The 25,848-nt window shown below is 42.4% G+C and carries 22 protein-coding genes and 2 tRNA genes; 9 read left to right on the forward strand and 15 right to left on the reverse strand.

Annotation, left to right across the window (positions count from 1 at the left end; genetic code table 11):
- Nucleotides 1–6: 6 nt before the first annotated feature.
- Nucleotides 7–798 carry a PhzF family phenazine biosynthesis protein gene (locus tag GGD38_RS05930; protein WP_375298937.1) on the reverse strand — a complete coding sequence of 264 codons (792 nt, stop codon included), beginning with the start codon at nucleotides 796–798 and terminating at the stop codon, nucleotides 7–9.
- A gap of 137 nt (nucleotides 799–935) precedes the next feature.
- Nucleotides 936–3,329: a thiamine pyrophosphate-dependent enzyme gene (locus GGD38_RS05935; RefSeq protein WP_375298936.1), complete on the reverse strand. Its 2,394-nt coding sequence runs from the start codon at nucleotides 3,327–3,329 to the stop codon at nucleotides 936–938.
- Nucleotides 3,330–3,556: 227 nt separating this feature from the next.
- Here GGD38_RS05935 and GGD38_RS05940 point away from each other — a divergent pair, with 227 nt between their 5' ends.
- The 3 genes from GGD38_RS05940 to GGD38_RS05950 all read left to right on the forward strand — a co-directional run bounded on the left by GGD38_RS05940 (nucleotide 3,557) and on the right by GGD38_RS05950 (nucleotide 5,902).
- On the forward strand, nucleotides 3,557–4,006 hold the full coding sequence (locus tag GGD38_RS05940; protein WP_375298935.1) for a DUF1573 domain-containing protein: 450 nt from the start codon (nucleotides 3,557–3,559) through the stop codon (nucleotides 4,004–4,006).
- A gap of 14 nt (nucleotides 4,007–4,020) precedes the next feature.
- Nucleotides 4,021–4,476 (forward strand): DUF1573 domain-containing protein, encoded by a 456-nt coding sequence (locus tag GGD38_RS05945; protein ID WP_375298934.1) that lies wholly within the window; start codon nucleotides 4,021–4,023, stop codon nucleotides 4,474–4,476.
- Between the two features lie 232 nt (nucleotides 4,477–4,708).
- Nucleotides 4,709–5,902, forward strand: a complete 1,194-nt coding sequence (locus tag GGD38_RS05950) for a pyridoxal phosphate-dependent aminotransferase (RefSeq protein WP_375298933.1) — start codon at nucleotides 4,709–4,711, stop codon at nucleotides 5,900–5,902.
- A gap of 80 nt (nucleotides 5,903–5,982) precedes the next feature.
- Here GGD38_RS05950 and GGD38_RS05955 read toward each other — a convergent pair whose 3' ends face one another.
- The 11 genes from GGD38_RS05955 to GGD38_RS06005 form a co-directional block, all read right to left on the reverse strand.
- Nucleotides 5,983–6,195, reverse strand: a complete 213-nt coding sequence (locus tag GGD38_RS05955) for a hypothetical protein (RefSeq protein WP_375298932.1) — start codon at nucleotides 6,193–6,195, stop codon at nucleotides 5,983–5,985.
- A gap of 524 nt (nucleotides 6,196–6,719) precedes the next feature.
- Nucleotides 6,720–7,706, reverse strand: coding sequence for an AAA family ATPase (locus GGD38_RS05960; RefSeq protein WP_375298931.1), 987 nt, complete (start codon nucleotides 7,704–7,706; stop codon nucleotides 6,720–6,722).
- The gene (gene pnuC, locus GGD38_RS05965; protein ID WP_375298930.1) at nucleotides 7,699–8,331 is read right to left on the reverse strand and encodes a nicotinamide riboside transporter PnuC; all 633 of its coding nucleotides are present in this window, start codon (nucleotides 8,329–8,331) and stop codon (nucleotides 7,699–7,701) included. Before pnuC ends, GGD38_RS05960 begins: the two co-directional genes overlap by 8 nt.
- A complete protein-coding gene (locus GGD38_RS05970; protein WP_375298929.1) occupies nucleotides 8,328–10,322 on the reverse strand; it encodes a TonB-dependent receptor in 1,995 nt (664 codons plus the stop codon). The genes pnuC and GGD38_RS05970 overlap by 4 nt, the downstream gene beginning before the upstream one ends.
- Before the next feature lie 32 nt (nucleotides 10,323–10,354).
- Complete coding sequence (locus tag GGD38_RS05975) at nucleotides 10,355–11,599, reverse strand: exo-beta-N-acetylmuramidase NamZ domain-containing protein (protein WP_375298928.1); 1,245 nt, start codon at nucleotides 11,597–11,599, stop codon at nucleotides 10,355–10,357.
- Between the two features lie 675 nt (nucleotides 11,600–12,274).
- A complete protein-coding gene (locus GGD38_RS05980; protein ID WP_375298927.1) occupies nucleotides 12,275–12,715 on the reverse strand; it encodes a hypothetical protein in 441 nt (146 codons plus the stop codon).
- A gap of 117 nt (nucleotides 12,716–12,832) precedes the next feature.
- Nucleotides 12,833–13,630, reverse strand: a complete 798-nt coding sequence (locus GGD38_RS05985) for a helix-turn-helix domain-containing protein (RefSeq protein WP_375298926.1) — start codon at nucleotides 13,628–13,630, stop codon at nucleotides 12,833–12,835.
- 34 nt (nucleotides 13,631–13,664) lie between these two features.
- A complete protein-coding gene (locus GGD38_RS05990; protein ID WP_375298925.1) occupies nucleotides 13,665–14,549 on the reverse strand; it encodes an oxidoreductase in 885 nt (294 codons plus the stop codon).
- 99 nt (nucleotides 14,550–14,648) lie between these two features.
- The gene (locus GGD38_RS05995) at nucleotides 14,649–15,395 is read right to left on the reverse strand and encodes an SDR family oxidoreductase (protein WP_375298924.1); all 747 of its coding nucleotides are present in this window, start codon (nucleotides 15,393–15,395) and stop codon (nucleotides 14,649–14,651) included.
- Between the two features lie 71 nt (nucleotides 15,396–15,466).
- Nucleotides 15,467–16,054, reverse strand: coding sequence for a TetR/AcrR family transcriptional regulator (locus GGD38_RS06000; protein WP_375298923.1), 588 nt, complete (start codon nucleotides 16,052–16,054; stop codon nucleotides 15,467–15,469).
- Nucleotides 16,055–16,137: 83 nt separating this feature from the next.
- Complete coding sequence (locus tag GGD38_RS06005) at nucleotides 16,138–17,994, reverse strand: UvrD-helicase domain-containing protein (protein ID WP_375298922.1); 1,857 nt, start codon at nucleotides 17,992–17,994, stop codon at nucleotides 16,138–16,140.
- A gap of 642 nt (nucleotides 17,995–18,636) precedes the next feature.
- Here GGD38_RS06005 and GGD38_RS06010 point away from each other — a divergent pair.
- A tRNA-Met gene (locus GGD38_RS06010) sits at nucleotides 18,637–18,710 on the forward strand.
- 416 nt (nucleotides 18,711–19,126) lie between these two features.
- Here GGD38_RS06010 and GGD38_RS06015 read toward each other — a convergent pair.
- Entirely contained in the window at nucleotides 19,127–19,537 is a 411-nt protein-coding gene (locus GGD38_RS06015) for a hypothetical protein (protein ID WP_375298921.1), read from the reverse strand.
- Nucleotides 19,538–19,809: 272 nt separating this feature from the next.
- Between GGD38_RS06015 and GGD38_RS06020 the strand changes: the two genes are divergently transcribed.
- Complete coding sequence (locus tag GGD38_RS06020) at nucleotides 19,810–20,199, forward strand: hypothetical protein (protein WP_375298920.1); 390 nt, start codon at nucleotides 19,810–19,812, stop codon at nucleotides 20,197–20,199.
- 99 nt (nucleotides 20,200–20,298) lie between these two features.
- Here GGD38_RS06020 and GGD38_RS06025 read toward each other — a convergent pair whose 3' ends face one another.
- Nucleotides 20,299–20,538 (reverse strand): hypothetical protein, encoded by a 240-nt coding sequence (locus tag GGD38_RS06025; RefSeq protein WP_375298919.1) that lies wholly within the window; start codon nucleotides 20,536–20,538, stop codon nucleotides 20,299–20,301.
- 225 nt (nucleotides 20,539–20,763) lie between these two features.
- Here GGD38_RS06025 and GGD38_RS06030 point away from each other — a divergent pair, with 225 nt between their 5' ends.
- The 4 genes from GGD38_RS06030 to GGD38_RS06045 all read left to right on the forward strand — a co-directional run bounded on the left by GGD38_RS06030 (nucleotide 20,764) and on the right by GGD38_RS06045 (nucleotide 25,844).
- Nucleotides 20,764–20,967 (forward strand): hypothetical protein, encoded by a 204-nt coding sequence (locus GGD38_RS06030; RefSeq protein WP_375298918.1) that lies wholly within the window; start codon nucleotides 20,764–20,766, stop codon nucleotides 20,965–20,967.
- Between the two features lie 96 nt (nucleotides 20,968–21,063).
- Nucleotides 21,064–22,530 (forward strand): hypothetical protein, encoded by a 1,467-nt coding sequence (locus GGD38_RS06035; protein WP_375298917.1) that lies wholly within the window; start codon nucleotides 21,064–21,066, stop codon nucleotides 22,528–22,530.
- 1 nt (nucleotide 22,531) lies between these two features.
- A tRNA-OTHER gene (locus GGD38_RS06040) sits at nucleotides 22,532–22,596 on the forward strand.
- A gap of 320 nt (nucleotides 22,597–22,916) precedes the next feature.
- A complete protein-coding gene (locus GGD38_RS06045) occupies nucleotides 22,917–25,844 on the forward strand; it encodes an SBBP repeat-containing protein (protein WP_375298916.1) in 2,928 nt (975 codons plus the stop codon).
- Nucleotides 25,845–25,848 lie beyond the last annotated feature (4 nt).

The raw sequence follows: 25,848 nt of genomic DNA on the forward strand, positions 1-25,848 counted from the left end.
ATATTTTTATAAGTCAATTTCACCTTTCATAAAGAACACACACTGGCCGGCCATTGTTACGCGGTCGCCCAGGTATTCGCACCACAGTTCACCTTCGCGTTTCGAAAGCTGGCGGGCAAATAAGGTTTTCTTGCCCAGCTTTTCGGCCCAATATGGTATTAATTGCGAGTGTGCAGAACCGGTTACCGGGTCCTCATTCACGCCTACCGTTGGAGCAAAGAACCGTGATACAAAATCGGCCTTACTTCCTTTTGCGGTAAGGATCACTTTATGCCCCAGCGCTTTCAGCAAGGTAAAATCGGGTTGGCAATGTTGTACAATGCTTTCATCGGCCACTTCAACCAGGTAATCGCGATATTTAGAAACACTGGTAATGGCAATATTTCCCAATGCAGTAGCTAACTCAGCAGGGTATGAAGTTAATGGTTCTGGTTTCCAGGCAGGAAAATCCATGCTGATCTTATCAAAGCTTTTGGTTACTACCAGTATGCCGCTTTTCGATTGAAAACGAATGGCCGGGTAACCATACCCCATTACATGGAACAGTACAAAGGCCGAAGCCAGGGTAGCATGTCCGCACAAATTGATCTCCGATTCCGGTGTAAACCAACGGATCTCGTAATCGGCATCAGGTTTTGTTGAGGGTACAAAGAAAACAGTTTCACTAAGGTTATTTTCCATAGCCAGCCGCTGCATAAGGCTTTCACTGATCCATTGATCGAGTGGAATAACGGCCGCGGGATTACCTCCGAACAGATGGTTGGTAAATGCATCAACCTGATACAAATGTAGCTTCACAGGTATTGTTTTGGGGTTTTATAGTTCCAAATGGGCGCTTAGCTCATAGTTATCGTTCTACGATCTAAGTTATAAGTTCTTATTATTAAGTTTTACGTTCGTTTGTTAAGATTTTGTTTTCAGCAATGATTGCTGAATTACTCATTCATCATCTCTTGTATCACATCAACGATCTGCTCTACATTCGGTTTGCTAAAGTAATCGCCATCGCTGCCGTAGCTGGGCCTGTGGGCCTGGCCGGTAATGGTGCGGGGTGAAACATCGAGCCAGCGGTAACCGCCCTGCTCTTCCAACACCTTATTATACATATAACCAGCCGCGCCACCAGGCACATCTTCATCAACAAAAATTATTCGGTTGGTCTTTTTTAATGAATCGAGTATAAGATGATTGACATCGAAAGGCAACAGCGTTTGTACGTCAACGATCTCACAGCTGATATCAGCTTTTTCCAAAATAGCTGCCGCTTCACTAATAATGCGCAACACGCTGCCATAAGAAACAATGGTAATATCGGTGCCTTCGCGTATTACTTCAGGTACACCCAATGCCACTTTATAATCAACCAGGTTGCTTGGCAATTTCTCTTTTAACCGGTAACCATTCAAACATTCTACCACCACACCAGGGTCGTTACCATGTAACAAAGTATTATACATACCAGCTGCCTGCACCATGTTACGCGGCACACAAATATGCATACCCCGCAATGAATGCAACATCATACCCATGGGTGAACCGCTGTGCCAAATGCCTTCGAGGCGGTGACCGCGTGTACGTACAATAATGGGGCATGCCTGCCGTCCCTTGGTACGCCAGTACAACGTTGAGGCATTGTCGCTCAACTGTTGCAGACCGTATAACATATAATCGATGTACTGAATTTCGGCAATGGGGCGTAAGCCGCGGTATGACATACCTATAGCCTGTCCAATTATGGTGAGCTCACGAATAGATGTATCGAAAATGCGGTTCTCGCCATATTTGTTTTGCAAACCGGCAAAGCCCTGGTTCACATCACCGATCTTGCCTACATCTTCACCAAAGGCCAGTACCTTCGGATTGCTGGCAAACAGATCATCAAAATAGTGGTTCAGTATTTCGTAGCCGTTCATCATGGGCGCATCACTTGCAAATTGCAATGGCGTGGTGCGTACATGCATGGGGCTTTTCGGACTTTCATCGTAGAGATAGCTGCCGTAATTTTTATACCCTTCCTTACGCAGTTGTTTTATCATTTCTTTTGCGTCGCCAATCAGGTGCGAGTTTCCTGCAGCCTGAATAGCTTTGTGTAAAGCAACGATCACATCTTTGTATAAAGGCTCACGATTGCTGGTCAGTACATTTTTGGCAGCAGTAATTTCGCCGGTAGTATCGGCGCCGTGGGCAATGAGAGCGTCGAGCACTTCTACACATTTACGTACCTGTTGCTTAATGGGTAAAACGAATTTATCCCAGGCTCTTTGTTTGCTTTCACGCACCATTTCCTTGGCCCTTACTTCAATATCTTCCAGCTCTTCTTCACTGGCCAGGGTATTTTCGAGTATCCATTCACGCATTTTTTTATTACCATCCCATTCGCGCTCCCATGCAAGGCGCTCGGGCGATTTATACCGCTCGTGACTGCCCGAAGTGGAATGACCCTGCGGTTGCGTTACTTCTTCTACATGGAATAAAGCAGGTATATGTGTTTCGCGCATGCGTTTAATAGCAGACTCAAACACTTCACACATGCCGGCATAATCCCAGGCCTTAACTTTATATATATCAAAACCGTTGGTATTTTCTTTCTTCTGCATGCCGCGCATGGCCTCAGAAATAGAACCTTTAATGGTTTGTACACGGCGGGGAACCGAAATACCATACCCATCGTCCCATACAAAAACAGCTAGGGGTATTTGCAACACACCGGCAGCATTGAGCGCTTCCCAAAAGTGCCCTTCAGAGGTAGAAGCGTCGCCGATAGTACAAAAACAAACTTCGTTACCGTTGTTGCTCAGGTGATCTAAATGCTTTAACGCATCGGAATGGCGAAACAGTTTTGACGCCAGGGCCATACCTAAAGCACGAGGCATTTGTCCGGCCGTAGGCGCCAGCCCTGCAGCAATGGTTTTACGGTTCACCAGATCGAGCCACTCGCCTTGTGCATCTACAACAGCAGTAGCAAAATGCGAGTTCATATTACGGCCACCGCTATGTGGATCGTTTGCAGTATCGGAATCGGCATACAATTGTGAAAAGAATTGTTCAACCGTAGCCTGGTTTGAGGCAAAAGCAATTGTTTGATCGCGATAGTAACCCGACAAAAAATCGCCGGGCTGGAAAAATTTGGCAAGGGCGATTTGCGCCACCTCTTTGCCATCACCAAAAATGCCAAACTTGGCTTTACCGGTGAGGACTTCTTTACGCCCCAGTAAACTGGCCTCCCGGCTTTCGCAAGCCAGGCGGTAATCTTTTAGTACCTCTTCGCGAAATTTATCGAAAGACAGCTTCTCGCCGGCAAGCGATTGATTGTGAGTGCTATTTTCCATGCGACAAAAATATTAATATTCACGCCAATTTGCGGGGGTGTTAAAAAATTGTCATTAGCCCCCAAATTAATTGGCTTTTAGGCCGTTAAAAATGTAATTTTGAACAAGTTAGGTTATTATATGTTATTCCCATCAATATGTTTTGTGACTAGTTTTTAGATAAGAAATTCGGGAGATATTATGTAGCTTAGCTGTAGATAACCCAAAATCTTAAAATTTTGTACGATATGAAAAAGTTATTATTTCTGGCCTGCTTTGGAGCCTTCGGGTTCGCGTTGCAAGCCCAAACAACTGCAAATACCACTACTGCTAAAGCGCCAGAGGTATTGCAGCTAAAGGAAACTTCTTACAATTTCGGAAAAATTCAACAGGGACGGCCTGTAACCCATAATTTTGAGATCGTAAATATTGGTAAAGAACCATTGATGCTCGATAACGTTCAGGCATCATGCGGTTGTACCACACCAGAATGGAGCAAAGAAGCCATTCAACCTGGCGCTTCTACAACCATCAAGGTTGGTTACAATGCTGCAGCTGAAGGTGACTTTAACAAAACTATTACTATACATTATAATAGTGTACAAGTGAAAACAATGAACATTTCGGGTTCAGTTTTTAAAGCGCCTACAACCTCTGCACCTGCTAATGCGTCTTTATCAATATTGAAAAACAACTAAAAAAACATAAACACATGAAAAGTTTTGTACTAGCCATTGCAGCGTTGTTCGTGACAACCGGAATATTCGCCCAAACAGCTCAAACAACTCCAGCTGCAACCGTTAAAAAGGCCGACAGCTTTGTTAAATTTAAAGATGTAGCACACGATTTTGGAAAGATCAAACAAAATTCACCTGTTACATACAACTTCGTATTCACCAACATTACCGATAAACCCGTAGTTATTGAATCAGCTACTGCTTCTTGCGGTTGCACAACTCCAGTTAAGCCTGAAGCTCCTGTTGCAAAAGGTAAAGAAGACAAGATCACTGCTGGTTTCAATGCGGCGGCCGCCGGCCCCTTTAATAAAACCATATATGTAAAAGTAGCCGGGGTAGATCAACCTATGGAATTGAAAATTACTGGTGAAGTGCTGAATGCAGAGGAATACGCCAAATTTGAGCAAACAAAAAGCAACAAAAAAGGATAGTCCTCCACACAAAAAGTAATAATCAATCAAGATACGGTCCTCACGGCGAAAGCTGTGAGGATTTTTTTTATAACCCATTGTTGTTGATGCATTGTTTTGCTGGTTGTAACCTGTTGAATTTCACCCATGCTGAAATAAACCAGTCTACCAGAACAGTATTTTTTGTAAATACCACATTCTCAATCAGAAACAAAGCATTTTGAACATAAAACCAGTACCCTATATTTGCGAAATGCTAACACTTAGTAGTCGCGGCCAATTGATGCCGCCATCACCTATTCGTAAACTGGTGCCTTATGCTGAAGCCGCTAAAAAGAAGGGGTTCAAGGTGTATCATTTGAATATCGGCCAGCCCGATATTGAAACACCTGAGCAAATTCTGAATGCAGTACGCCATGCAGACTTTAAGGTGCTTGAATACAGTCACAGCGCAGGGAATGAAAGTTACCGCCGGAAATTGGTAACGTATTACAAAAAAGCGGGTATTGAAGTAGATCATACCCAGATCATAGTAACCACCGGTGGCTCTGAGGCCATTTTATTTGGCTTTATGGCCTGCCTCGACCCCGGCGATGAAGTGATCATCCCTGAGCCTTTTTATGCCAACTATAATGGTTTTGCCGTTGCTGCCGGTGTTAAGGTAGTGCCGGTAACTTCACATATTGAAAGTGGTTTTGCGTTACCGCCTATTGCTGCATTTGAGCAACTGGTAACACCCAAAACCAAAGCGATCCTTATATGCAATCCCAACAACCCTACCGGTTATTTATATAGCCGTGAGGAAATGGAAACGCTGAAGCTGATCGTTAAAAAACATAATCTTTATCTGTTCTCCGATGAGGCCTACCGCGAATTCAGCTATGTAGGTGAGCCTATGAGCGCTATGCAGCTGGCCGGTATTGAGGAGAATGTAATATTGATGGATACCATTTCAAAAAGGTACAGCGCCTGTGGCGGCCGTATAGGTGCATTGGTAACAAAGAACCAGCATGTACTGGATGGTGTGATGAAATTTGCCCAGGCAAGGTTAAGTCCGCCCTCATTTGCCCAGATTTTAGGTGAAGCTGCTGTTGACCTGCCCGACAATTATTTCGATGGTACAAAAGCGGAATATAAAAAGCGCCGAGACGTGCTGGTAAAACGGTTGAACGAAATGGAAGGTGTAACCTGCCCTAACCCGGGCGGTGCATTTTATGCCATGGCGCGTTTACCCATCGACGATTGCGATAAGTTCTGTCAATGGCTGCTGGAAGATTTTTCTTACAACGGAGCAACGGTGATGCTTGCACCTGCAACAGGTTTTTATGGCACACCAGGTTTGGGTAAGAACGAAGTTCGTTTGGCCTATGTGTTGAATGTAAATGATCTTAATAAGGCTATGGATTGTTTACAAGAGGCGTTGAAGGTGTATCCGGGAAAGAAATAAGCATACCTGTTATATTTATCAGCGGCGTTATAGTGATGAACTATGGCGCCGCTTTTTTTGTGACTATTTGTTGTCGAAGATCAAGGCCGCCCCAACAACGTTCCCACTACCTTGTAATACCGGTTACTACTTATTTCATTCACCGTTTTATAATCGGGCGCAAAACCCGTTCCGCGGCACATTTCCTGTATAGATATCATTGCTTCGGGTTTGGTTTTTGAAGCCACTACCAGCTTTCTGCGCCGTTTGGCGCCCGCCTTACTTTCCTTAACGGTAACAATAAAATAAGCCATAATTCAGGTATTGATTTTGTTACCTAAATTATTTATAAGTAAGCGGCTGGCCTTTCAGCCTGTATTTATTCTAAAAACAATAAACATTTACCTGTAAGAAAAGAAAGAAGCCCCTGTAGTATAATATAAAAAAGCCCTGCATCGCATATGCATGCCAGCTTCATTCTACATTAACAAAAAAGTACCAGGCATCATGCATTAAACTTAACCAAGGTGAATGCATGATGCGGGTACGGATTCAGGAAGTAAGCATTATTATATTTTGAAAGGATGATGAATTTTAAAAGAGGGGGCTGATAAAAATAACACCCCCGTTTTAAATCCAATATCCTTTGAATATCCTGCACCTTACAATCCAAATTACATACCAACTGTATTGCATTTCTACTCTTTCTTTAAAGTAATTTCTTACTAACGCTATTTCTTATTCTACGCGGCTTTCAAACATCGTATTATTACGAAGCCCCGGGCTTTTAAACTCATCAAGCCTGTTGACTAGCCTGCCGTTACCTATGAACTTAATGTTATGAATCTGCGCCAATCAATAGCGTGATATGGTCTACAGCCTGTTGAAACCGTTCTTTCCAACTTCCGGTTATTTCTACAACGGGCAGGTTGGCTTCTTTAATTACCTGTCGATGGAAGGCATCTAATTTGTCCCGCTCCTCCTGGCTCAACCTTGTTCCATCCTGGTAGTACTCCACATCATTATTCAAATACAGGTACAGCTGTGCTTTATTGGAACGATAAATATCTTCGCTTACTTCCAGTTCTTTTTCAAAAGCATATTTACAATAAGACCTTGTTATATGAATATCGGTATCAATAATAACCAGCGCACTGTTACCAGCAGCCGCTTCATCAATACGTTTTGCGTGTTCACGGGCAACCAGGTACAGATCATCGATGCTGAATACATTGGAATCGGGTATCAGATCGCGGCCCGCTTCCAGCACCTTACTGCAATTAAAATAGGCGGCCAGGTTTTCGGTCAGCGTTGTTTTACCGGTTGATTCGGTTCCCAGTATCACTACTTTCAATGCCAGGTGGCGCCGTACAGCCCTGGGTACAAATGACCAGTTTGCCACCAGGTTATTTCGAACAGCCGTGGCCGAAACCGGTACTTCGGTCTTTGACAGATCAAAAGGAATGTGCTGTATTTGCATAAACCCGGCCACATAATCGCCATAAGGCTCAGAAGTGATCAATAGTGAATGATGGGGTAACAATTGCATAAATACCTTTGCCCATACTTCGGATATGGCAGTGGAAGAAACGGAAGAATTGGGCAGTTCCGATTCAATATAATCGAATACCTGCACCTGTATATTCTGTTGGCCTGCGAATGTTTCGCTGATCCATGATTGCCGCAGCTCGCCTGGCACCGTTTCTTTATCACTCACGCAAATCAGTACGGTAAGAAAATCACATTTGCTCAGTGCAAAACGGATCATTGCCTCATGCCCTTTATGAAAAGGCATAAACTTTCCAAATACAAAGGCCTTAACCATGTTTTAGTTTTTGATTCCAGTGATACAGTCCGTAAGATGCAAGGCCTAAAAATACCAGGTATTCAAGTGAAAGAAAATAAACCTGCTTTTTAAAATACAATACTACGCATACCACATCGCCAATTATCCATAAAACCCAGTTCTCAATTTTCTTTCTTGCCAGTAATATGGTGGCCAAAATACTCGACACCATTATAAAAGAATCGGCGAATGGATAAGAAGCCGCGGTTGCAAAATACGCCGGTAGTAATGTATGAATGTTACGGAACAGGTAACCAAAAGCTATTGTACCCATTATCATGGCAGCTATCAACATCATTCTGCCGCGAAAAGAGGTGAATGAAACTTTCTTTTCTACCTTGTTCATCCGCCAGTTATACCAGCCATAAATGGTTACTATAAAAAAGTAAACCTGCAGAAACATATCTGCATACAACTGTACCTGAAAGAAAAGAATGAAAAGGAAAAGTTCATTAATGATACCTGTTGGCCAGGTAAGTATATTGGCCCTTGAGGCATAGTATACTGATATAAGTCCAAACAATGTACCTATCAACTCAACATAGCTAACCGGGTAATTTAACACAGAAAAGGCTATGCTTTTTAAATCGAACAAATGCATCATAAGGTATATTTTAAAGATGCATACACCGTAGTGGGCGCCTGCACAAAGTATTTTTTGCTGCCATCAACATCAACATAACCATTATTAAAGTAACGCACGTTGGTGATATTGTCGGCAAAAACTGTTAGCTGAAACCGGTTAAAATTATAGCCCACTCTTGCATTTAATAAAGTATAGCTTTTTACAATGGCAGTGTTGGCAAAATCAATATATGATTGGTGCTGGTACCGTACAGAGGCTGCTACAGAAAAATTACGCCATGTATAGATAGCTTCCTGGTTAATGATCACCGGCGGTGTAAGCACTGGATGGAACGACACCTTCTGCTCTTTAATACGGCTGTAGTTGTACGATGAATTGTTGACCAGCGTAAAATACCTGTTTACCTGCCAGGCAGCACTTAGCTCTATGCCAGTTCTGAAACTCTTCTCTACATTATTGGTAAGCGCCAATCCATTTGGACCGAATTTTCCATTCAGCACAATTTCGTTCTCAAAATTCATGTAATAGCCATTCAGGTTTATATTCCATGTTTTTGATTGAAAGCGAATACCCAGCTCATGTTCAACAACGTATTCAGCCGCTGTAGCCGAAAGCACGGGGTTACCAGCACTGTCGGCCAGCAGATCGTCATTACCCATGAACATATCATTACGTGTTGGTTCGCGGCCGGTACGGCCGATGCTATAATACGCAACCAGGTCGGGTTTTATTTCAGCGCTTATCCCTGCCTTTGGATTTATAAATTCCCAATGCAGTTTATTTAAAGGAACAGTTCCTTTATAATCAAATTGAGTATAGCGATACTGCACATCGGTAAAAAATGAAAACCAGCTAAAGGTGTATACCGCTTTAGCAAAAACACTTGCCTCATTTTTATAACCGGTATTCCTATACAACCGGCCCAATGCTTTTTCGCTAAACGTATGCTGACGGTTATACACATTGCCATGAACGCCGGCCGTGAATTTTAACCGGTTCCAGGTTACATTATAATTACTAAAAAAACCGGTGAGGTTCGACTGAAAGGCGTAGTTGTACAACTCATCGGTGGTTGGCAATCCTAAAAAATTGTTCAGGTTAAAATCATAATTGCCATTCAGGTTTGAATAATACAGGCCCGAATACAAATAAGCGTTATAACCAACCTGCCACCGGTTAAGCAATTGAGTTTGCCATTGGGTGAACTTATCTTTTTCATTCCTATTGGCGTTTGTTTTGGGATCGATAGCTATCAGCGAATCGGCCACACCTATCCAGGCCAGTTGATTGCGTTGATGACCGGCCAGTATATTCAACTTCCAGGAAGTTTTATCGCCCAACCAGGCGCCGCTTACAAAAACGGACTGGGAGTGATTAGAAGAATTATATTTATAGCCATCGGAATAGACCTCAGAGCCTCTTACGTAAAGCGCTTTTCTATTTTTTACACCACTTTTGTATTCGCCAAATGCACGTAAGCTATTAAAGGAACCATAACCAACACCAAATGTAGTGCTGGCAGTATCGTACAGGTTAGGGGAGAAAAGCTCAATGCTGCCGCCATAACTGGCCACGCCATTTTTAGTAGTGCCTGCACCGCGTTGCACCTGTATTTTACTGATAGAATTTAAGAGGTCGGGGAAATTGGAGAAATAGCCGCCCTGATCTTCAGGTTCGTTCATAGGAACGCCATCGAGGGTGATGTTTATACGGGTTTGATCAATGCCCCGCATTCTGAAATAAGAATAACCCTGGGAATTACCGGCATCGGAATAATTGGTAACGGCCGGTAATTGATTGAAGATAAAAGAAGGCTCCTGCCCTACAGACTTCGCCTTTAGATCTTTTGAACTGATATTCTGAAATGTTACAGGCGTAAGCTTATCGGCCTGGTATGGAACAATAACTTCTCCTAATACAGTGATAATAAGGTTACAGGAATCCTGGGCAAAAGAGCGCTTAACCAATATAGAGGCTACAAGAAGCAGCGCAAAAAATCTGATCATCATGGGGCTAAAGATAATCAGAAAATTATTCTACGCTAATATAGCAGAAAAGGCTGCATTTGTACTACCCAATCGCCCGGTGTAGTGTAAATCTTCAGTTCATTTACAAAAGAGGTTAAAGGAAGTTCGAAAAGCTGTTCTGCTTGTGGAATACCCGAAAGCAGATCGAGATGTTTTTTACCTGTAGGATTTACATGTGTAGGATAGGCAGCCCAGGCAAAGGCAGCCGGATGCAATTCTTTAATTATGCGAATTAGCAACCAGCCAACCGATACGGGAAGAAATGCCGCGGGGTCGGTTACATGCAGCATAACGCCATTACATTTTTGTATTGCATACTTACCTTCTGTTGGTGTAAATACAATGGGCCGTGCATATACGTTTGCAGAAATGGATGCCACCAGCAAATTGAATAATTGCGCCGTTTCAGCTGCCTGCAACCAGGGTGCACCGGCAATACGAAATGGTGTGGCCGTTCCCCTACCCTCGCTAATATTGGTAGCTTCGAGAAAACAAAGACCGGGATATAAAAGCGCCGATTCAAAATTTGTAATAGCCGGTGACAGTGGAACAAATGAATAAGACCAGTCGGGGAAGAACTGGCTTCTGTTCCAATGCTGACAGGCAATTACGTTCAATGAACAATTAATACGGCGAAACGCATTAAAATACCTTGCCAGTTCGCCTAACGTACAACTATGCCTTACAGGTATTGACCAACGGCCTATAAAACTGTGGCAATTGGCTTCATCTAACAACGGGCCTTCTGCCAATGATAAATTACCGGAAAGTGGATTAGGTCTATCGGCAATGATCAACGGAATATTATTGGCGGCGCAGGCTTCCATTACATGGGTGAGCGTCCATAAATATGTATAGAACCGGCTGCCCACATCGGGGATATCAAAAAGCATAATGTCGATGCCGGCAAGATCTGTTTTTGTTGGCGCCAGTTTATCGCCGTATAAACTAATAACAGGTAAGCCTGTTAGCGCATCAGTAACATTGCCCATGGCACAACCATCGGCGCCGGTAGTATCTAAACCATGTTCGGGTGAGAATAATTGCACTACATTAAACGCATGCTGTAATAAAGCTACCCGCGAGGGAACAAAATTGCCGGTTGTTGCGGCATGGTTGGTTACCAGCCCGATATTTCGGCGTTTCCAGTCGGGATCCTGCTTCAGCAGAACGTCAATGCCATATTGTAAACGATGCATGAGGGAAAGTAGTGAAAAAAAAGCAATGCTGGTTGAAATGGGATCGTTGTTTGTTTGCATTGAAGGTTGTGCAGTTGCGGCGGGCTCATAAGTTACCTGCAATTATTTATTAACAACTGCAACGACGCATAATACACTTGCAGCAAACTGTGGGATGCTTGTAAGGAACCGTTGCCCGTTGCATTAACATCATTGCTAACCTGCAATGAACGTTACAAACCTGCAATGACCATTGCAAGCCGATACATGACCATTGCCTGCTGTTTTTAAGTCAAAAACAGCCTGCTACGAACCATTGCTCATTGAAATTACATGGTGTGCCGCTTGCAATGACTGCTGGCTCACCTGTAATGAGCCAAAAGCCGATGAAGTTTTATTGTTGCATGCGAGCTTTAGTTTGTTGCAAGTGAGCAATGGGTCATTTCAGGCAGGCAATGACCACTGCTCGGCTTGCAATGACCATTTCATTTTGCAACGATCCATTGTTGGCTGACATTGGATCGTTGCAGGCTGCTGTTAAGGGTTGAGCCAACGACAATGATCATACAACGCTGTAACGAAGAGAAAGATCAGCGAGCAATAAGGCAATTTCAATCAATCACCATCACTTGCAGCCAGGCAATAATGAAAAAACATCAAACAACGATCCTGTTGCATCAAACAACGGTACCGTTGCAACCAGCAGTGGTCATTGCAAGCAGGAAAGGTTGCAATGTCGCGTTTAGCAAAACGATTTTATGAAATAACTTGTACAAATGGCTGCCTTACCGTTAGTTTTACCCTCTTCCGGTAAGGAATAATTTCAGGGTGAAGAAAGATAACAAGCAGCAGTAACAAAATAATTCCACCATAAATAACAGTGCCCATCCAGATGCCTTTAAAGTTATCCACCTTAGCTTTGGTTTCGTAACCGGGAATATAGCGTATGGGAATAACCTCGCCTGTCTGTAAATGCAAACCACCGGGGCCAATAACCCAAACAGTATCTTTACCGTTCCTAAACCAAAATTCTGAGTGCGGAAACCTGATCTGGTCAAGCGCCGGGCCAAGGCTTTCAAACGCAAAGATCCCATTCACCTTGCGCGATTGCATCAGCCAGATACATTTGTATGCCACTAATGGAATTACCCAAATAGAGATGAGCGCCAAAAAGAATTTTGTGCGGTGCATTATCATACAAGAAATATTAAAGTGTAATATTATCCGATATAATAAATACTGGCGTGGGTTTATCGCCTGCTGAATATACGCGTAGCAGGTGGCTCTTAGTATATAGAGGATCGTTAAAGTTTGTTAAATCCTGGAAGGCGCTACACCATATACATTCTTAAACGCATACGAAAAATGCGACAGGTCTTCAAAGCCAACTTCAAGATATACATCAGAAGGTTTATTACCTTTTTCCTTGATAAGATAATAGGCTTCTTCCAACCGCTTTTGCAACAACCAGTTACCGGGGGATGTATGAAATGCTTTTTCAAAATCCCGTTTGAATGTAGCCAGGCTTCTACCCGTTAAATAAGCAAAGCGGTTGAGCCCAACATTAAACTGATAATGTTGCAGCATAAAGGCTTCCAGGTCAATCTTGCCCGGTTCGGTAAAATCGAACAGCACATCTTTTAATGCAGGTTCATACTTCAACAACAGCAATACCGCTTCCTTTACCTTCAACGACAATAAGGCCATATTCTCATCGGGCGGCATATTGCCATAGGGGATCAGCGATTCCATAAAGCTCTTATACAAAGGATGCGGTTTTAGCTGCACCAAATTGGGCGAGGTATGGGTTTTATCGGCTGTATAACCATGCTCAATACTCAGGCTTTTTAATGTTTCCTGGTCGAGTATAATAGACAGCGATTTAAACTCACCACCTGGCGGAGGTTGCTTTAAGAACTTTGCCAGCTGGTTCTTTTTTACAAACCTGAAATCGCCTTCCTTAAATATATGTTCGTGGTTACCATCATTCACCGTTAATGTACCGGCAATGTGATAACTGAAAACGTGGTCCTGAATAAATTGTTCACCCCCGCGACTCACCTGGTGGTAACAGGAGTAAACAATTTCAGGTTTTGACGGCTGTTGAGCCATAATAATTCAGATTAAAAATGCTTTGGGACAAAGTTCAACTTTTTTGGCCAAGTAATTCCTTACCATAGACTGTTTTGCTGAAATCAACAGCCTCATCATGATCTGTGGAAAGGGTTACCGGCAACCATTTTTCAAACTCTGCTTTTCTTGCTTCATCTGCCCCTTTTAAAATACCCGCAGCTTCACTACCCAGCACCAGGTGAACGGGTGGCTCGGGATGAGCAGCCAGGTTGATCATTACCTGCGCCGCTTTCACGGGATCGCCTACCGGCACAAACTGGCCGCTTTTAAAATACGCTACCCGTTTATCTACCGTATCCTCATAGCCTTCTACAGCTGGTGCGTATGTCATAGATGCACCGGCCCAATCGGTACGAAAACCACCGGGTTCAACAGAAGTAACCTTGATGCCCAGTGGCGCCACTTCTTTTGCCAACACTTCAGTAAAACCGCTTACGCCAAATTTTGCTGCCTGGTACATAGCTAAGCCTGCATTACCTACACGACCGCCAATAGAACTGATCTGTAAAATGCGACCACTTCTTTGCTTACGCATATATGGTAATACAACTCTTGTTATATCAATAACGGCATAGAGATTCGTATGGAGCTGGCTACGCACCTGCTCGTCGGTAAATGCTTCGGTGGCACCAATGATGCCAAAACCGGCATTGTTCACCAGAACATCTATACGGCCAAAATGATTGACCGCCTGTTCAACGGCGTTAATGATCTCGTCTTTTTTTGTTACGTCTAACTGAAGAGGAAGTATTTGACCAGGATAATTTTTTACGAGGTCATCTAACTGTTGTGGCTGGCGTGCGGTAGCGGCCACTTTATCTCCTTTAGCAAGTACGGCTTCTGTAAGATTTCTTCCCAATCCGCGGGAGCTGCCTGTGATAAACCAAATCTTTGTCATGGTATTTTTTGTTTTTTGATACCACAAAGTTGGTCTGTTCAGCCGCTGCCCGTTTTGTTTAAAAGCTCAAAGGTGGTTTGTTTAAAAGCTCACCTGTTTTTAGGCTTCTACCCCGTTGAATTTCTTCAAAGTAACTTCAGGCGATTGCAAAAATGACTGGTATACTTCTTTCGTTCTGCCCGGTCTTACCGAATAATCGTTGTTCTGTAAAGCAGTGTAAATATCCTGGGCCACTTCATCGGGTGATAATTTATCGGCATCGAAACCTTTGGTCATATCGGTATCAACAAAGGGCGGAAATACTTCAAACACCTTTACCGATGGATTTGTTTTTTGCAGTACCAACCGCAATGATTGCGAATAAGAATGCAATGCCGCTTTAGTTGCACTGTAGGTTGCTATAACCGTTGCAGGCAAATACGAAACAATAGATTCAATATTGATGATGGCTGCATCTTTACTGGCTTTTAGCAATGGTAAAAGCTTTTCTGTTAACCTAACCACAGACAGATAGTTCAGGTCCATTTCGAATTTGGCTTTTTCATAAACGCCCTCTTCGCTATCGAGCGGATAAGCCGTTACTACGCCTGCATTGTTCACCAGAATATCGAGCCCGCCAAATTGATGCTTCACCTGCTTCACCAGGTTCTCTACATCGGCTTCTTTTGTAACGTCGGCAACAATGTACGATGTGTTTTGCAACTGGGCTGCTGCGCTTTTTAACTTGTCTTCCCTACGACCGGCAAGAACAATATTGTTACCATTTCCTGATAATTTTTTGGCTATTGAAAAGCCAATGCCGGTACCGCCTCCTGTAATAAGGATGGTTTTGTTTTCAATGTTCATATTGTATGTTTTAATGTGAGTGTGCTTCTTTATTTTATACCGATCGGTATATTTTTAGTGAAAAAAAATGACTACTTGCAATAGTCCTTAATTTCTTTTTTAAGAGAATCGAAAATGATCTGTACCTGTTTTGTGTTGCCTTGTACACGGGCCATCCACATACCGCCTTCGATCATAGCGAAGGCTTTTATAGAAAAAGTTTCTGCGTCGAATGTTTTCTGAAATTCACCGGCTTCAATACCGGCACGAACCACTTTTGCAATAAGGCTTTCAGTGACGTTGATGGCCTTGTTGACCTTATGTTTTACAATGGGATTGGTATCGTCGGCCTCGGTGCCAAAGTTCATGAGCGGACAACCAAAATTATTCTCCTGTGTTAAGGTGCCTAAATAATAATCGAACAAGGCATATAACTTTTCTTCATTGGTTGTAGCGCGGCTCATGGCCATAGCCATATCGGAACCAACTCTTTTTACCAGGTAATCAAAAGCTTCGTAACAAATTTCTTCTTTACTCTCGAAATTGCCGTATACGCTGCCTTTGGTAAGCTGCGTAGCCTCCACTATGTCATTGATGGAGGTGGCGGCCATTCCCTTCTTATTAATGAGGGGCGCCGCTTTCTCTACAATAAAATGTCTTGTACGCTCTGCTTTTGTCATAACGACACAAAAATATACCGATCGGTATTCTTTACCAAATGTTTTTTCCTTAATGTTTTCTTAAGGTCATAACCGGTTGATTATTATTCGTCCCAGTAATGGTTTAATTTCTTTAGGCGGGAAATAACGGCGCCCTTGGTGCGGCCAAGGTGTGCAGCTATTTTGCTGATGGAGGTGCCATTATCATAATGGCGTTTCAGTTCTTCGTCAAGTTCTTCCGTCCAGGCTTTGTTTACATCTTTATTTACTTCTCTCTTATTAAAAACGGTGGGATAGGTCTTTTCCCTGGAACCGGTAACAACGGTTTTCTTTTTAACAGGTGTTGATTTGCTCTTTGCTTTCTCGGTGAAATAACTGTTATAGTCGAAGCCGGTTTCGCGGGTTTTTACTTTTATTATATAGGGGGAAACAGGGAAGTCTTTTGGCAACAGTGTTTCGGGAATATGCAGTTTGTTCTTTGTGCGGGTAACTGCAACGTATAACAAATTGATCTCCTCATTGAGTCGGGCCGGGTCGAATGCGCCGGTTTTGTCGTTCTTTTGTTTTTCTTTTAATTCCTTCAATTTACTCTCCGTAAGAAAATCATTTACCAGATGGACCACATCATACTCCATTCCCTTGGCGCGGTGAACGGTAGAAAAGATCATTTCAGCCTTGCTTCTGTTCTCATCGGTGGTTTGAAGTTCTTTAAGCGATTTCAGTATGCCATGAATTTCATTGCCATACTCTCGCACTATTTCAATCATGGTAGCCAGCTGGTGGTCTTCGGTTTTCTCAACATATTCTTCCAGCTCTTCCAGGTCTTTCATGGTGCTCACCAGTTCATCGCGAATACGATCGCGATTGCCATTATGCAGGCTCAGCACATCGTATAAAGAAGTGCCATCATCGGCATAGGTATAGGAACTGATGTTGCCTTCAAAATAAATATGTTTAACCTTGTTATTGTCTGTAATAAAATCAATGGCATTCAGCAGCAGCCCCAGGTTGGTACGCGCAATGGTGGCTTTCACCAGTTCTTTCTTTGCCGCACCTCTACCAGTAATGGCAACCGGTGAACATTCGAACAAATGGTTTTTCCAGGAAAGAATATCGGTAGCCAGGTTGGCAATATCCTGGGTAAAACGAAAGCTGGTAGAAAGATGTAATGTATTGAAATCGGCTTTATCTAATGAGTTTACGGCATGCCGCCAGCCATAGATCTGTTGGTGGGTATCGCCAACAATTATTTTAGTAGCTTTTTGTTTTTTGAAAACATCGAGCATGGCCGCGGAAGCATCCTGTGCTTCATCGAAGAGAATATAATCATACGGCAGTATGGGGTTCGATAACTGAAATTTCTTCAGATAAAAATCGTGGGTGATCTCCGCTTCGCCCCTATCCATTTTAGCCAGGAAGAGGCGGGTACCGTCCTGAATGAATGTATAGTATGAATCAACAAAGGCCTTTGCATTATCATCGATTATAGTATCGAGATAGTTCAGGTCCTGCACCTTTGCCTTGTCGCTGTTACAGAAGTAGGAAACAAATTTGGCGATGTGGTTGGCAACAACAAACTCAGCATGTTTTTCGCCATTGCCTTTTATGCCAAGCACCTGGCAAATTTCACTATTCGTATAACCCTTTGCTTTTATTTTATAGTTGTGTTTGAAAACAATATGCTTGTAGGCAAGCGAGTGAGCAGTTTCAACCTTTACATTGTTTAGTCCATATTCGGCAAACTTGCGTGCGGCTTCTAACTTCACGCTTTTGTTAAATGCGAGATACAGGATACGGGCATTGCCGGGGCGCGATGCCGCATACTCAATAATGGTAGTGGTTTTTCCGGAGCCGGCAACTGCATTGATGCGAAGGTCGCCGTTGGAATTAATGATAGCAGTTTGCTGTTTTGTAAGCACCTGTTTACTCACACGTTCGGAATTTGTACTTGCAGCAGTCATAACACGGATTTAAAAAATAAAAGGCTCCCACACCGAAGCCTTTTACCAGGATGCGAATATGGGTGATTTTTGGAAATTGGGCAAAAAAGAGTGGGATGTTGATTCATGATTTTATTAAGGTTAGTGACAAAGTAGGTGGTCGTGAAACGGCAGACCTAAGAGGTAGGAAGTAAGAGGGTTCGCGAGCGTTCGGGCTTTACTTGCAAGGGACGGATGAAGCCTAAATGTTTGAATGGACGAATTTTCTTCTGCCCCTTACCCTGGCCGTTCCTAAGATGCGGCGATTAGAATAACGGGGAATATGAAGGCCCACGAAGGGAGTAGTTTGGTTGTGGGAAACGGATGCAGATCTGGTTTTCAAAAACGGCCAGATTGCCCTACCCCGCGATTTTACAGCGCCAAAAACCCGGTGCGGCGGTTGACTGTATTATTTAATAGGATTTGAAAACATGGAAACCGGAAATTGCACTTTTTAAGAGCCTTTTCCATGATAAAAGGAATAATTTTGAGGCTTCGGAGCCGCGCCAGGCGGGCAAAATCTGATTTTCGAGTAAATAATTGTGCTTTAATGGCTAATAAAATTTCCCGGAATGCTAATTTTTTATATTTTTGCACCCCATTATTTACGGACAGCGTAAATACGGCGGGATAGCTCAGGTGGTTAGAGCGTTGGATTCATAACCCAAAGGTCTCGGGTTCAACTCCCGATCCCGCTACAAAGAGAAGGCTTCACGAAAGTGAGGCCTTTTTTATTGGCATTAAGCGTTGGATTTATATCCGCCACCTGGCGGACTCGGGTTCAACTCCCGATCCCGCTACAAAGAGAAGGCTTCACGAAAGTGAGGCCTTTTTGCATTTCGGGAGTGTGGGTTCAACTCCCGTCCCGGTGCCTCAAAATAATTTTGGCGTTGGATTCATATCCGCCGGTTGGCGGACTCGGGCTGCGACCGCCCACTGGCGGTTTCAACTCCCGATCCCGCTACAAAGAGAAGCCTTCACGAAAGTGAGTGCTTTTTTATTGTATTTAGCGTTGATTCATTTCCGCCAGTTGGCGGGACAGAAACGGCAGCCCCGATTGCTTACACTTTATGGTGGAAGTATGACATCATTTAGCGAAATGGAACCGTCGATTTTACCTATTATTAAAATATAACTCCAAAAACTCGTCCATGCTTTTTGCCACTGCTGGCCTTCCTAAAGCTTCAATCATATCTTCTGGCAGATGAGATTCTGCGGCAGTGTTTACTAATATTGGTTGTTTACCATCTGGCTCAAAAAATACGAAGTTACCCAATAACATCACATTATAAAGACATTCACCCAACTGCTTACTTCCACAGGGTCTACTGACCATAAAACCACTCACAGTCGAATCAATTGTATCAATGTAAATCGTACATCTATTTTCTTCGTCAAATTGTAAATCAATATAAGTTTCATCTTTTGCTATAATGTACTTACTAAATATAGCTAATATACTTTCTGTCGAAATTTCCTGAGAATCCTGATGCAGATGGGCCTGTAAAAAATATTCGTATGACATCCTTTGTTCATTTTTCTAAGTAAATATACAGAGGAGTTTTTTTTATTGGGCTGAACTCCCGTTTGGAATACCAGAATTAAGCGTTGGATTCATATCCGCCAGCTGGCGGGCTCGGGCTGCGACCGCCCACTGGCGGTTTCAACTACAGATCCCGCTACAGAGAAAGAAGCCGGAATTATCTACACTTAAAAACACGCCAAGTGCATTAAATCGAACAATATTCTATAAATTTAAAAACGGCAGATATAAACCTGCCTCGAACCCTTTTTAATATGTCTTACACTTCAATTAGAAAATTTAGAATTTGGAAATACTCTGTTAGTCTTTCATTTCTATTGTTGCGAAGTTCTTATAGTAAGGAGGAAAAAACAGGCAAATTTAATATTGATATAGAGTTCACAGGTGTTGATTATCTGGACATCCCTATTACCCTCCATGGTATTTCAATTGAAGAAATAAAAGAAAATCTACCTGAAAAATTCGCTAAATATCAAAACTCATCACGATATAGAGTGTTTCAAATTACACCAAATGCTAACCACTATATTGTAGCAGCTAACTATGTTGTAGGTAAGAACAAATGGGATCATGGGGAAGATCGAATGATGAATCTCTCTTTAAAATATGATGAGATATTAGCTATGTATCCCCCAAGAGGGTAGCACTTCTCTAAAGAATGCATCATCCCAGTCCTTTCGAGGCTTTATCGGGTCTATCTTGCTTTTAAGCTTATCTATAAGCTTCAAGCTTCTCAGCTATACTCATTTTTTAAAATCTATTTCATAATCAAATCCCTTAGTATTCAATTTCCTAAGCCACCTATTATATAGATTATTTCCAATAACAATTTTACCATCTTGCATAGTTAACGTCTCGCCTACAATGAAACTTTGCAAATCAGCTCTAAACTCTTTCTGCACATCATCCAGAAATATGGGAGTTTTAGTTGAAAGTTTGTATAAGGAGCCGATGCTCTCAGAAATGACAGTTAATCCGTCCATAGATAAATGATTGATACGCTTAGTTAAATGTAATAAACTCTAAACTTCTTTGGAAATCAATTTATTATTAAACCCTGGCTGGCCCTTCCCCTCCCGATACCTGGTAAAAGCTTCAGTATTGAAGCATAAAAAACGTGAAAAACACCCTCCCATTTATTCTTTAAATTTTTGTAATCTCGAGAACTAATATTTCGAATACAATTCATTGCAGTATATAAAGAATTTATGGCTGAAGCAAAAGACATTGCTGAATATTACCTTGAACGATATCGGAAAACGGTACGTTTTGCCAATGTCACACTACTTATTGTTCTCGTTTTGCTTTTGGTCAACTGGCTATTTGCAGTAGAGCCAGGGTATCAGGCCATAACCTATTCTCGCAAGCAATACAAAAGCCAAATCAAAGCAGCTGAAAAAAGACTGATATAATTCTCTGACCGGTTAAACCGTTATCATTACCGCTACTCAAATGATTCACTTACGAATCTTCGTAACATAGCAAATGTTGATACCCTAAAAAAACAGTTGTTAATACACCCTAAAAATAATTCACTTCAACAAACCATTGATAGTCTTGAAGAGCATATTAGTTTTTACCGTTTTGACTCTGCCCGCCGTTCATTTTTGCAGGATAAAATGGACCTATACAGAGATAGCATTAAACGTGTAAAGCAAAAAAGGTTGGAGCTTAATACACTGAAGAGCGCATCATTAAATGAAAACCTAAAAGATTACGATTGGAAGTCTCTTATTCGCTTTATTTTTATCGTCGCCTCCAATCCAAAAGATGGTACTCTTTATTTAATGGGACTGATCATGTTCACGTTAACTTTTGCGTTTATGGTCAGATGGCTTTCGTTGCATTATCTTGCAAGAGCAATGCGTATCTATAAGGAAATTTCACATAACAATGAACCTTACAACGACCTTGCAATTCCTGCACCATTTTGGCTTGCGCCCTTCCCAATTGATAATAAAAAGAAAGTCACAAGTAAAAACAGGGTGCATCAGGAAGAACTACTAAAAGTGCTTGGCTTTTTTCCTAGCAAACGGAAACCCGCTTTCTTTGTTGCCTGCTTCATGCTGGTGCTCATTTTACTGCAGATACGATTCTTTTATATCTGCATTTATTCCAACACCCCAGGACGCTTTGATTTTATTTTTACTTTGAGTGCCATTTTATTTCTTTTATCACTCTTCCAGACCCTCATCTGGTTTGTTCCAATTAAAGTAGAGGACCATTACAACGCTGAATCGCCCAGAAATAATATTAGCAGGAAGGTCTTTATTGGAATAACAGCTTCGGCTCTCATATCCGCTTTTCTCCTTAGCAATAAAAATCGAATTTCAAACTTCTACGGGCTTAATGCAAAGCGGTTTCTTAAACAGAAAAATAAAAAGAAGTGTAAAAATGGTGGCGATATTGCAGAAGGCTTGTATTACAGGAACCCTCACCCCAAAAATAAGGATAAGGTAAAATACTTGTATTTCTTCGATCCTAACCATTACTCTATTACATTTATCGATATTCAGAATGAAGATCACCTCACTTCTTTCAAAAAACATCTGCTACCTGTAAAGGAAACTGATAACTTGTTTGATGGCTCTTTTGCTTTTAAATACAGAAGTCACAGTTGGCATATCGAGCAGTACACATTTTTTCTTTTAAAAGCTGGCAAGAAAAAACAGGCCGTGGATTTTTTGGTAAAATCTGTAACCTCTCAAAAATTCATCAGGCTGAACGATTATAGATTGTTAGATCTTGCAGCCATACTTTGTCTTCGTTATGACGGTAATGAACTTAACACCCTGGTAGAATTTTGCGACCTTCAATTTGCGGAAGATAATTCTGATGAAAGTATTTATTTTACCGGAGTAAGGTATGAAAACAAAGAATTAATGCTGCGGATTTCTAAATGGAGGAGCAAAGAGTGGACGAATAAGATCCGTAAACAAAAGTCTATCAAATGGGATAATCATAAAATTGTATGATGGGCAGTTATTTTAATGTAGAATAGCGCTTTCGCGAAGGTGGCGGTTCGAATCCGCCACTGCCCTATTTAATTTATAGATTGACATTCATAAATAATTGCACTGACCTGATTGGAGCATATTCCATGTTAAACCAATAATCTTAAGCTGCCCCGATTTCATATTCCGACTAACTCTAAATAACAATCGAACATTAATTGCCTGAAAGAAATATTTATAAAACAGAATTGGATAACTAAAATTGATGTAACTTAAAGTAATATTTCTCAGCTTCTATTTCCCCCTCCCCCTCTATCTAAATCTCAAAATTTTCCAAATCTCCTATGTGGTGAGTTTTTAATACTTAAACTCTCAAATTGATTATTTAACAAATACATACATAGGTTATGAAGAAAATGCTACTCTTCAGGAAATCACTATTTCTTGCCGGCTTCCTTTTTGCTTCAACAGTTGGTTTTGCCCAGGTTACTGAAAAATGGGTAAAGCGTCAAAACGGAGACGCAAATGTTATGGACAAAGCAAATGGGTTGGTAGTGGACCATAATGGGAATGTTATTGTAACCGGTCTTTGCGATGGCGATAACAATTCTTCCGGCACCAACTGGGCCACTATTAAATATAACGATGATGGTGATATACAATGGGTAAAAAGGTATAACGGCCCTGCTAATAGTAGTGATGAAGCAAAGGCCATAACAACAGACAGCAGTGGCAATATCTATATAACAGGTTGGAGTACAGGGAACGGAACCGACGGAGACATAACCACTATAAAATATGATGAGGATGGTAATCAGGAATGGGTAAACCGGTATAATGGTCCCGACAGTTCTTTCGATATAGCATCTGCCATTACAGTTGATAAAAACGGCAATGTATATGTAACAGGATATAGTACAGGAAACGGTACGGAAAGCGACATTACGATCATTAAGTACGATAATGATGGACTTACAAAATGGGTAAGAAGGTATAACGGCCCGGGAAATTCTTTCGATGAAGCAAGTGCAATTGTTGTAGATGATAACGGGCATGTATATGTATCTGGATATAGTACAGGAAGCGGAACGCGTGGTGATTTTACAACCATTAAGTATGACGAGGATGGTAATCAGGAATGGATAAACCGGTATAATGGTCCTGTAAATAAATACGATGGGGCAAAAGACCTGGCCCTGGATAACAATGGCAACGTGTATGTAACAGGCCTCGCTAACATTGGCGAGTTTGACGAAACCGACGTTCTCACCATTAAATACAATGCATCGGGCCAACAGCAATGGGCAGTGTTTTATAGCGGCGGATGGTACGATAAAGCGAATGCGATGGGCATAGATGCGTCAGGCAATGTGTACATAACCCTGGCAAGCGGCCCTCCTGATGATGATCCTGACAATAATTTTATAACCATTAAGTATGACACAGCAGGCATACTGCAGTGGCAAGCCATATACGACGGCGCAGACGGGCAACTGGGCGCATTAGCCGCTGACCTTGTGCTTGATACAGCCGGCAACGTATATATTACAGGCGGTATTTCAATTGAGCGTGAAATAGATTATGCTACCATTAAGTATAATACCAACGGCGTACAGCAGTGGATAGCATTCTACAACGACCCCGGAAATGGTTTAGACAGGGCAAGCGCCATAGGTGTTGATAAGAATGGTAACGTATATATCACCGGCATGAGCAGGCTTGATGAGTCTAACTATTTTGATTATGCCACTATTAAGTACAATGCCGATGGCATGCAAAAATGGATACAAAGATTTAACGGCGTAAACGACCAGATAAAAGGAGGTGCCGATGTCGCATCTGCCCTTGCATTAGATACTGCTGGTAACGTGTATGTAACAGGTGGCATGTCAAGATTGAATACCGGATTGGATTATACCACCTATAAGTATGATGAAAATGCAAACAGGATCTGGAAAAAAACATTCAACGGTTTCAGCATGGGCCCCGACTTTGCCAGGGATATAGCAGTGGATACCAAGGGAAATGTTTATGTAACAGGAACAAGTGATGGGGGCGACTACGCCACCATTAAATACAGCAAAGATGGAGAAACGAAATGGATAAAAAGATATGATGGCCCCGGCCATTCTTTAGATGAGGCAACCGCCATTGCAGTAGATCAAAACGGCAATGTATATGTTACGGGAAGAAGTGTGAACAACCCTGGTGAATTTGAACCAACCGGCGATTACGCCACCATTAAGTACGATAAAGATGGAAATACAAAATGGGTGAAACGCTATGATGGTCCAGGTAACGGTATTGACCGGCCAACAGCCATCGCCGTTGACAATGCAGGCAATGTGTATGTGACAGGGCAAAGCTTTGGCAGTGGAACAGGTGACGACTATGCAACCATTAAATACGCTGCCAATGGTAATCAACTGTGGGTGGCCAGGTACAACGGGCCGGGTAACGCCGCAGATCATGCACAGGCCATAGCAATAGATGCAATGGGCTATGTATATGTTACGGGTGCGGGCACTGGCAGCAACGGAATAAAAGCCTTTACCACTATTAAATACAATGCTGCCGGCGCGAAGCAGTGGACGGCCAAATTCGAAGGAACAGGCTCGCCCGCCAACGATATAGCCATAGATGCTTCGGGCAATGTGTTTATAACAGGGTCAAATGCGGGCAATTATGCTACGCTAAAGTACAATGCAGCGGGCGCCCAACAGTGGGTGGCAACATACGACGGCGGTAACGCCGATGAAGCTATGGCGCTGGCATTGGATGACCAGGGTAATGTGTATGTAACAGGAAGCAGCAGTACCAGCATATTTCTCTTCGCAGACATCGCCACCATTAAATACAATGCAGCAGGTATTCAGCAATGGCTGGCCAGGTACGACGGCCCGGCTGCAGGAACAGATGGAGCTACAGATATTGCAGTAGACAATACGGGCAATGTGTATGTAACGGGATCCAGCGAAGGCATCGGTAGCTCCAGCGATTACGTCACCATCAGGTATGCACAAACACCTCCCATTTCCACTATATCTGCTAACGCAGCAGAGAAACCGCTTGTTACTAACGAACAAGGCTCTGCTACATTAAATGCGAAAGCATTTCCAAACGCATTTACCCAATTCACCAATCTGCAATGGAATGGCACCGGCAAACCGGTTACAATTATTATTACAGATATGCAGGGTAAATTGGTTGAAAAAGGAACGGGTCTTGCCTCCAATGGCATTATAAAGATTGGCCATAACTTTAAGCCGGGTGTATATTTTGCTGAAATAATACAGGGTGCTGAAAGGGTGGTAATGAAATTGATAAAAAATTAAGCAG

The sequence above is a fragment of the Niastella sp. OAS944 genome, assembly GCA_024809215.1.
Taxonomy (GTDB): Bacteria; Bacteroidota; Bacteroidia; order Chitinophagales; family Chitinophagaceae; genus Niastella.

Excerpts from the sequence above, each read along its gene's own strand:
- GGD38_RS05935 (WP_375298936.1), bottom strand. The coding sequence starts at position 3,329 with ATGGAAAATAGCACTCACAATCAATCGCTTGCCGGCGAGAAGCTGTCT.
- GGD38_RS05940 (WP_375298935.1), top strand. The coding sequence starts at position 3,557 with ATGAAAAAGTTATTATTTCTGGCCTGCTTTGGAGCCTTCGGGTTCGCG.
- GGD38_RS05945 (WP_375298934.1), top strand. The coding sequence starts at position 4,021 with ATGAAAAGTTTTGTACTAGCCATTGCAGCGTTGTTCGTGACAACCGGA.
- GGD38_RS05950 (WP_375298933.1), top strand. The coding sequence starts at position 4,709 with ATGCTAACACTTAGTAGTCGCGGCCAATTGATGCCGCCATCACCTATT.
- GGD38_RS05955 (WP_375298932.1), bottom strand. The coding sequence starts at position 6,195 with ATGGCTTATTTTATTGTTACCGTTAAGGAAAGTAAGGCGGGCGCCAAA.
- GGD38_RS05960 (WP_375298931.1), bottom strand. The coding sequence starts at position 7,706 with ATGGTTAAGGCCTTTGTATTTGGAAAGTTTATGCCTTTTCATAAAGGG.
- pnuC (WP_375298930.1), bottom strand. The coding sequence starts at position 8,331 with ATGATGCATTTGTTCGATTTAAAAAGCATAGCCTTTTCTGTGTTAAAT.
- GGD38_RS05970 (WP_375298929.1), bottom strand. The coding sequence starts at position 10,322 with ATGATGATCAGATTTTTTGCGCTGCTTCTTGTAGCCTCTATATTGGTT.
- GGD38_RS05975 (WP_375298928.1), bottom strand. The coding sequence starts at position 11,599 with ATGCAAACAAACAACGATCCCATTTCAACCAGCATTGCTTTTTTTTCA.
- GGD38_RS05980 (WP_375298927.1), bottom strand. The coding sequence starts at position 12,715 with ATGATAATGCACCGCACAAAATTCTTTTTGGCGCTCATCTCTATTTGG.
- GGD38_RS05985 (WP_375298926.1), bottom strand. The coding sequence starts at position 13,630 with ATGGCTCAACAGCCGTCAAAACCTGAAATTGTTTACTCCTGTTACCAC.
- GGD38_RS05990 (WP_375298925.1), bottom strand. The coding sequence starts at position 14,549 with ATGACAAAGATTTGGTTTATCACAGGCAGCTCCCGCGGATTGGGAAGA.
- GGD38_RS05995 (WP_375298924.1), bottom strand. The coding sequence starts at position 15,395 with ATGAACATTGAAAACAAAACCATCCTTATTACAGGAGGCGGTACCGGC.
- GGD38_RS06000 (WP_375298923.1), bottom strand. The coding sequence starts at position 16,054 with ATGACAAAAGCAGAGCGTACAAGACATTTTATTGTAGAGAAAGCGGCG.
- GGD38_RS06005 (WP_375298922.1), bottom strand. The coding sequence starts at position 17,994 with ATGACTGCTGCAAGTACAAATTCCGAACGTGTGAGTAAACAGGTGCTT.
- GGD38_RS06015 (WP_375298921.1), bottom strand. The coding sequence starts at position 19,537 with ATGTCATACGAATATTTTTTACAGGCCCATCTGCATCAGGATTCTCAG.
- GGD38_RS06020 (WP_375298920.1), top strand. The coding sequence starts at position 19,810 with ATGTCTTACACTTCAATTAGAAAATTTAGAATTTGGAAATACTCTGTT.
- GGD38_RS06025 (WP_375298919.1), bottom strand. The coding sequence starts at position 20,538 with ATGGACGGATTAACTGTCATTTCTGAGAGCATCGGCTCCTTATACAAA.
- GGD38_RS06030 (WP_375298918.1), top strand. The coding sequence starts at position 20,764 with ATGGCTGAAGCAAAAGACATTGCTGAATATTACCTTGAACGATATCGG.
- GGD38_RS06045 (WP_375298916.1), top strand. The coding sequence starts at position 22,917 with ATGAAGAAAATGCTACTCTTCAGGAAATCACTATTTCTTGCCGGCTTC.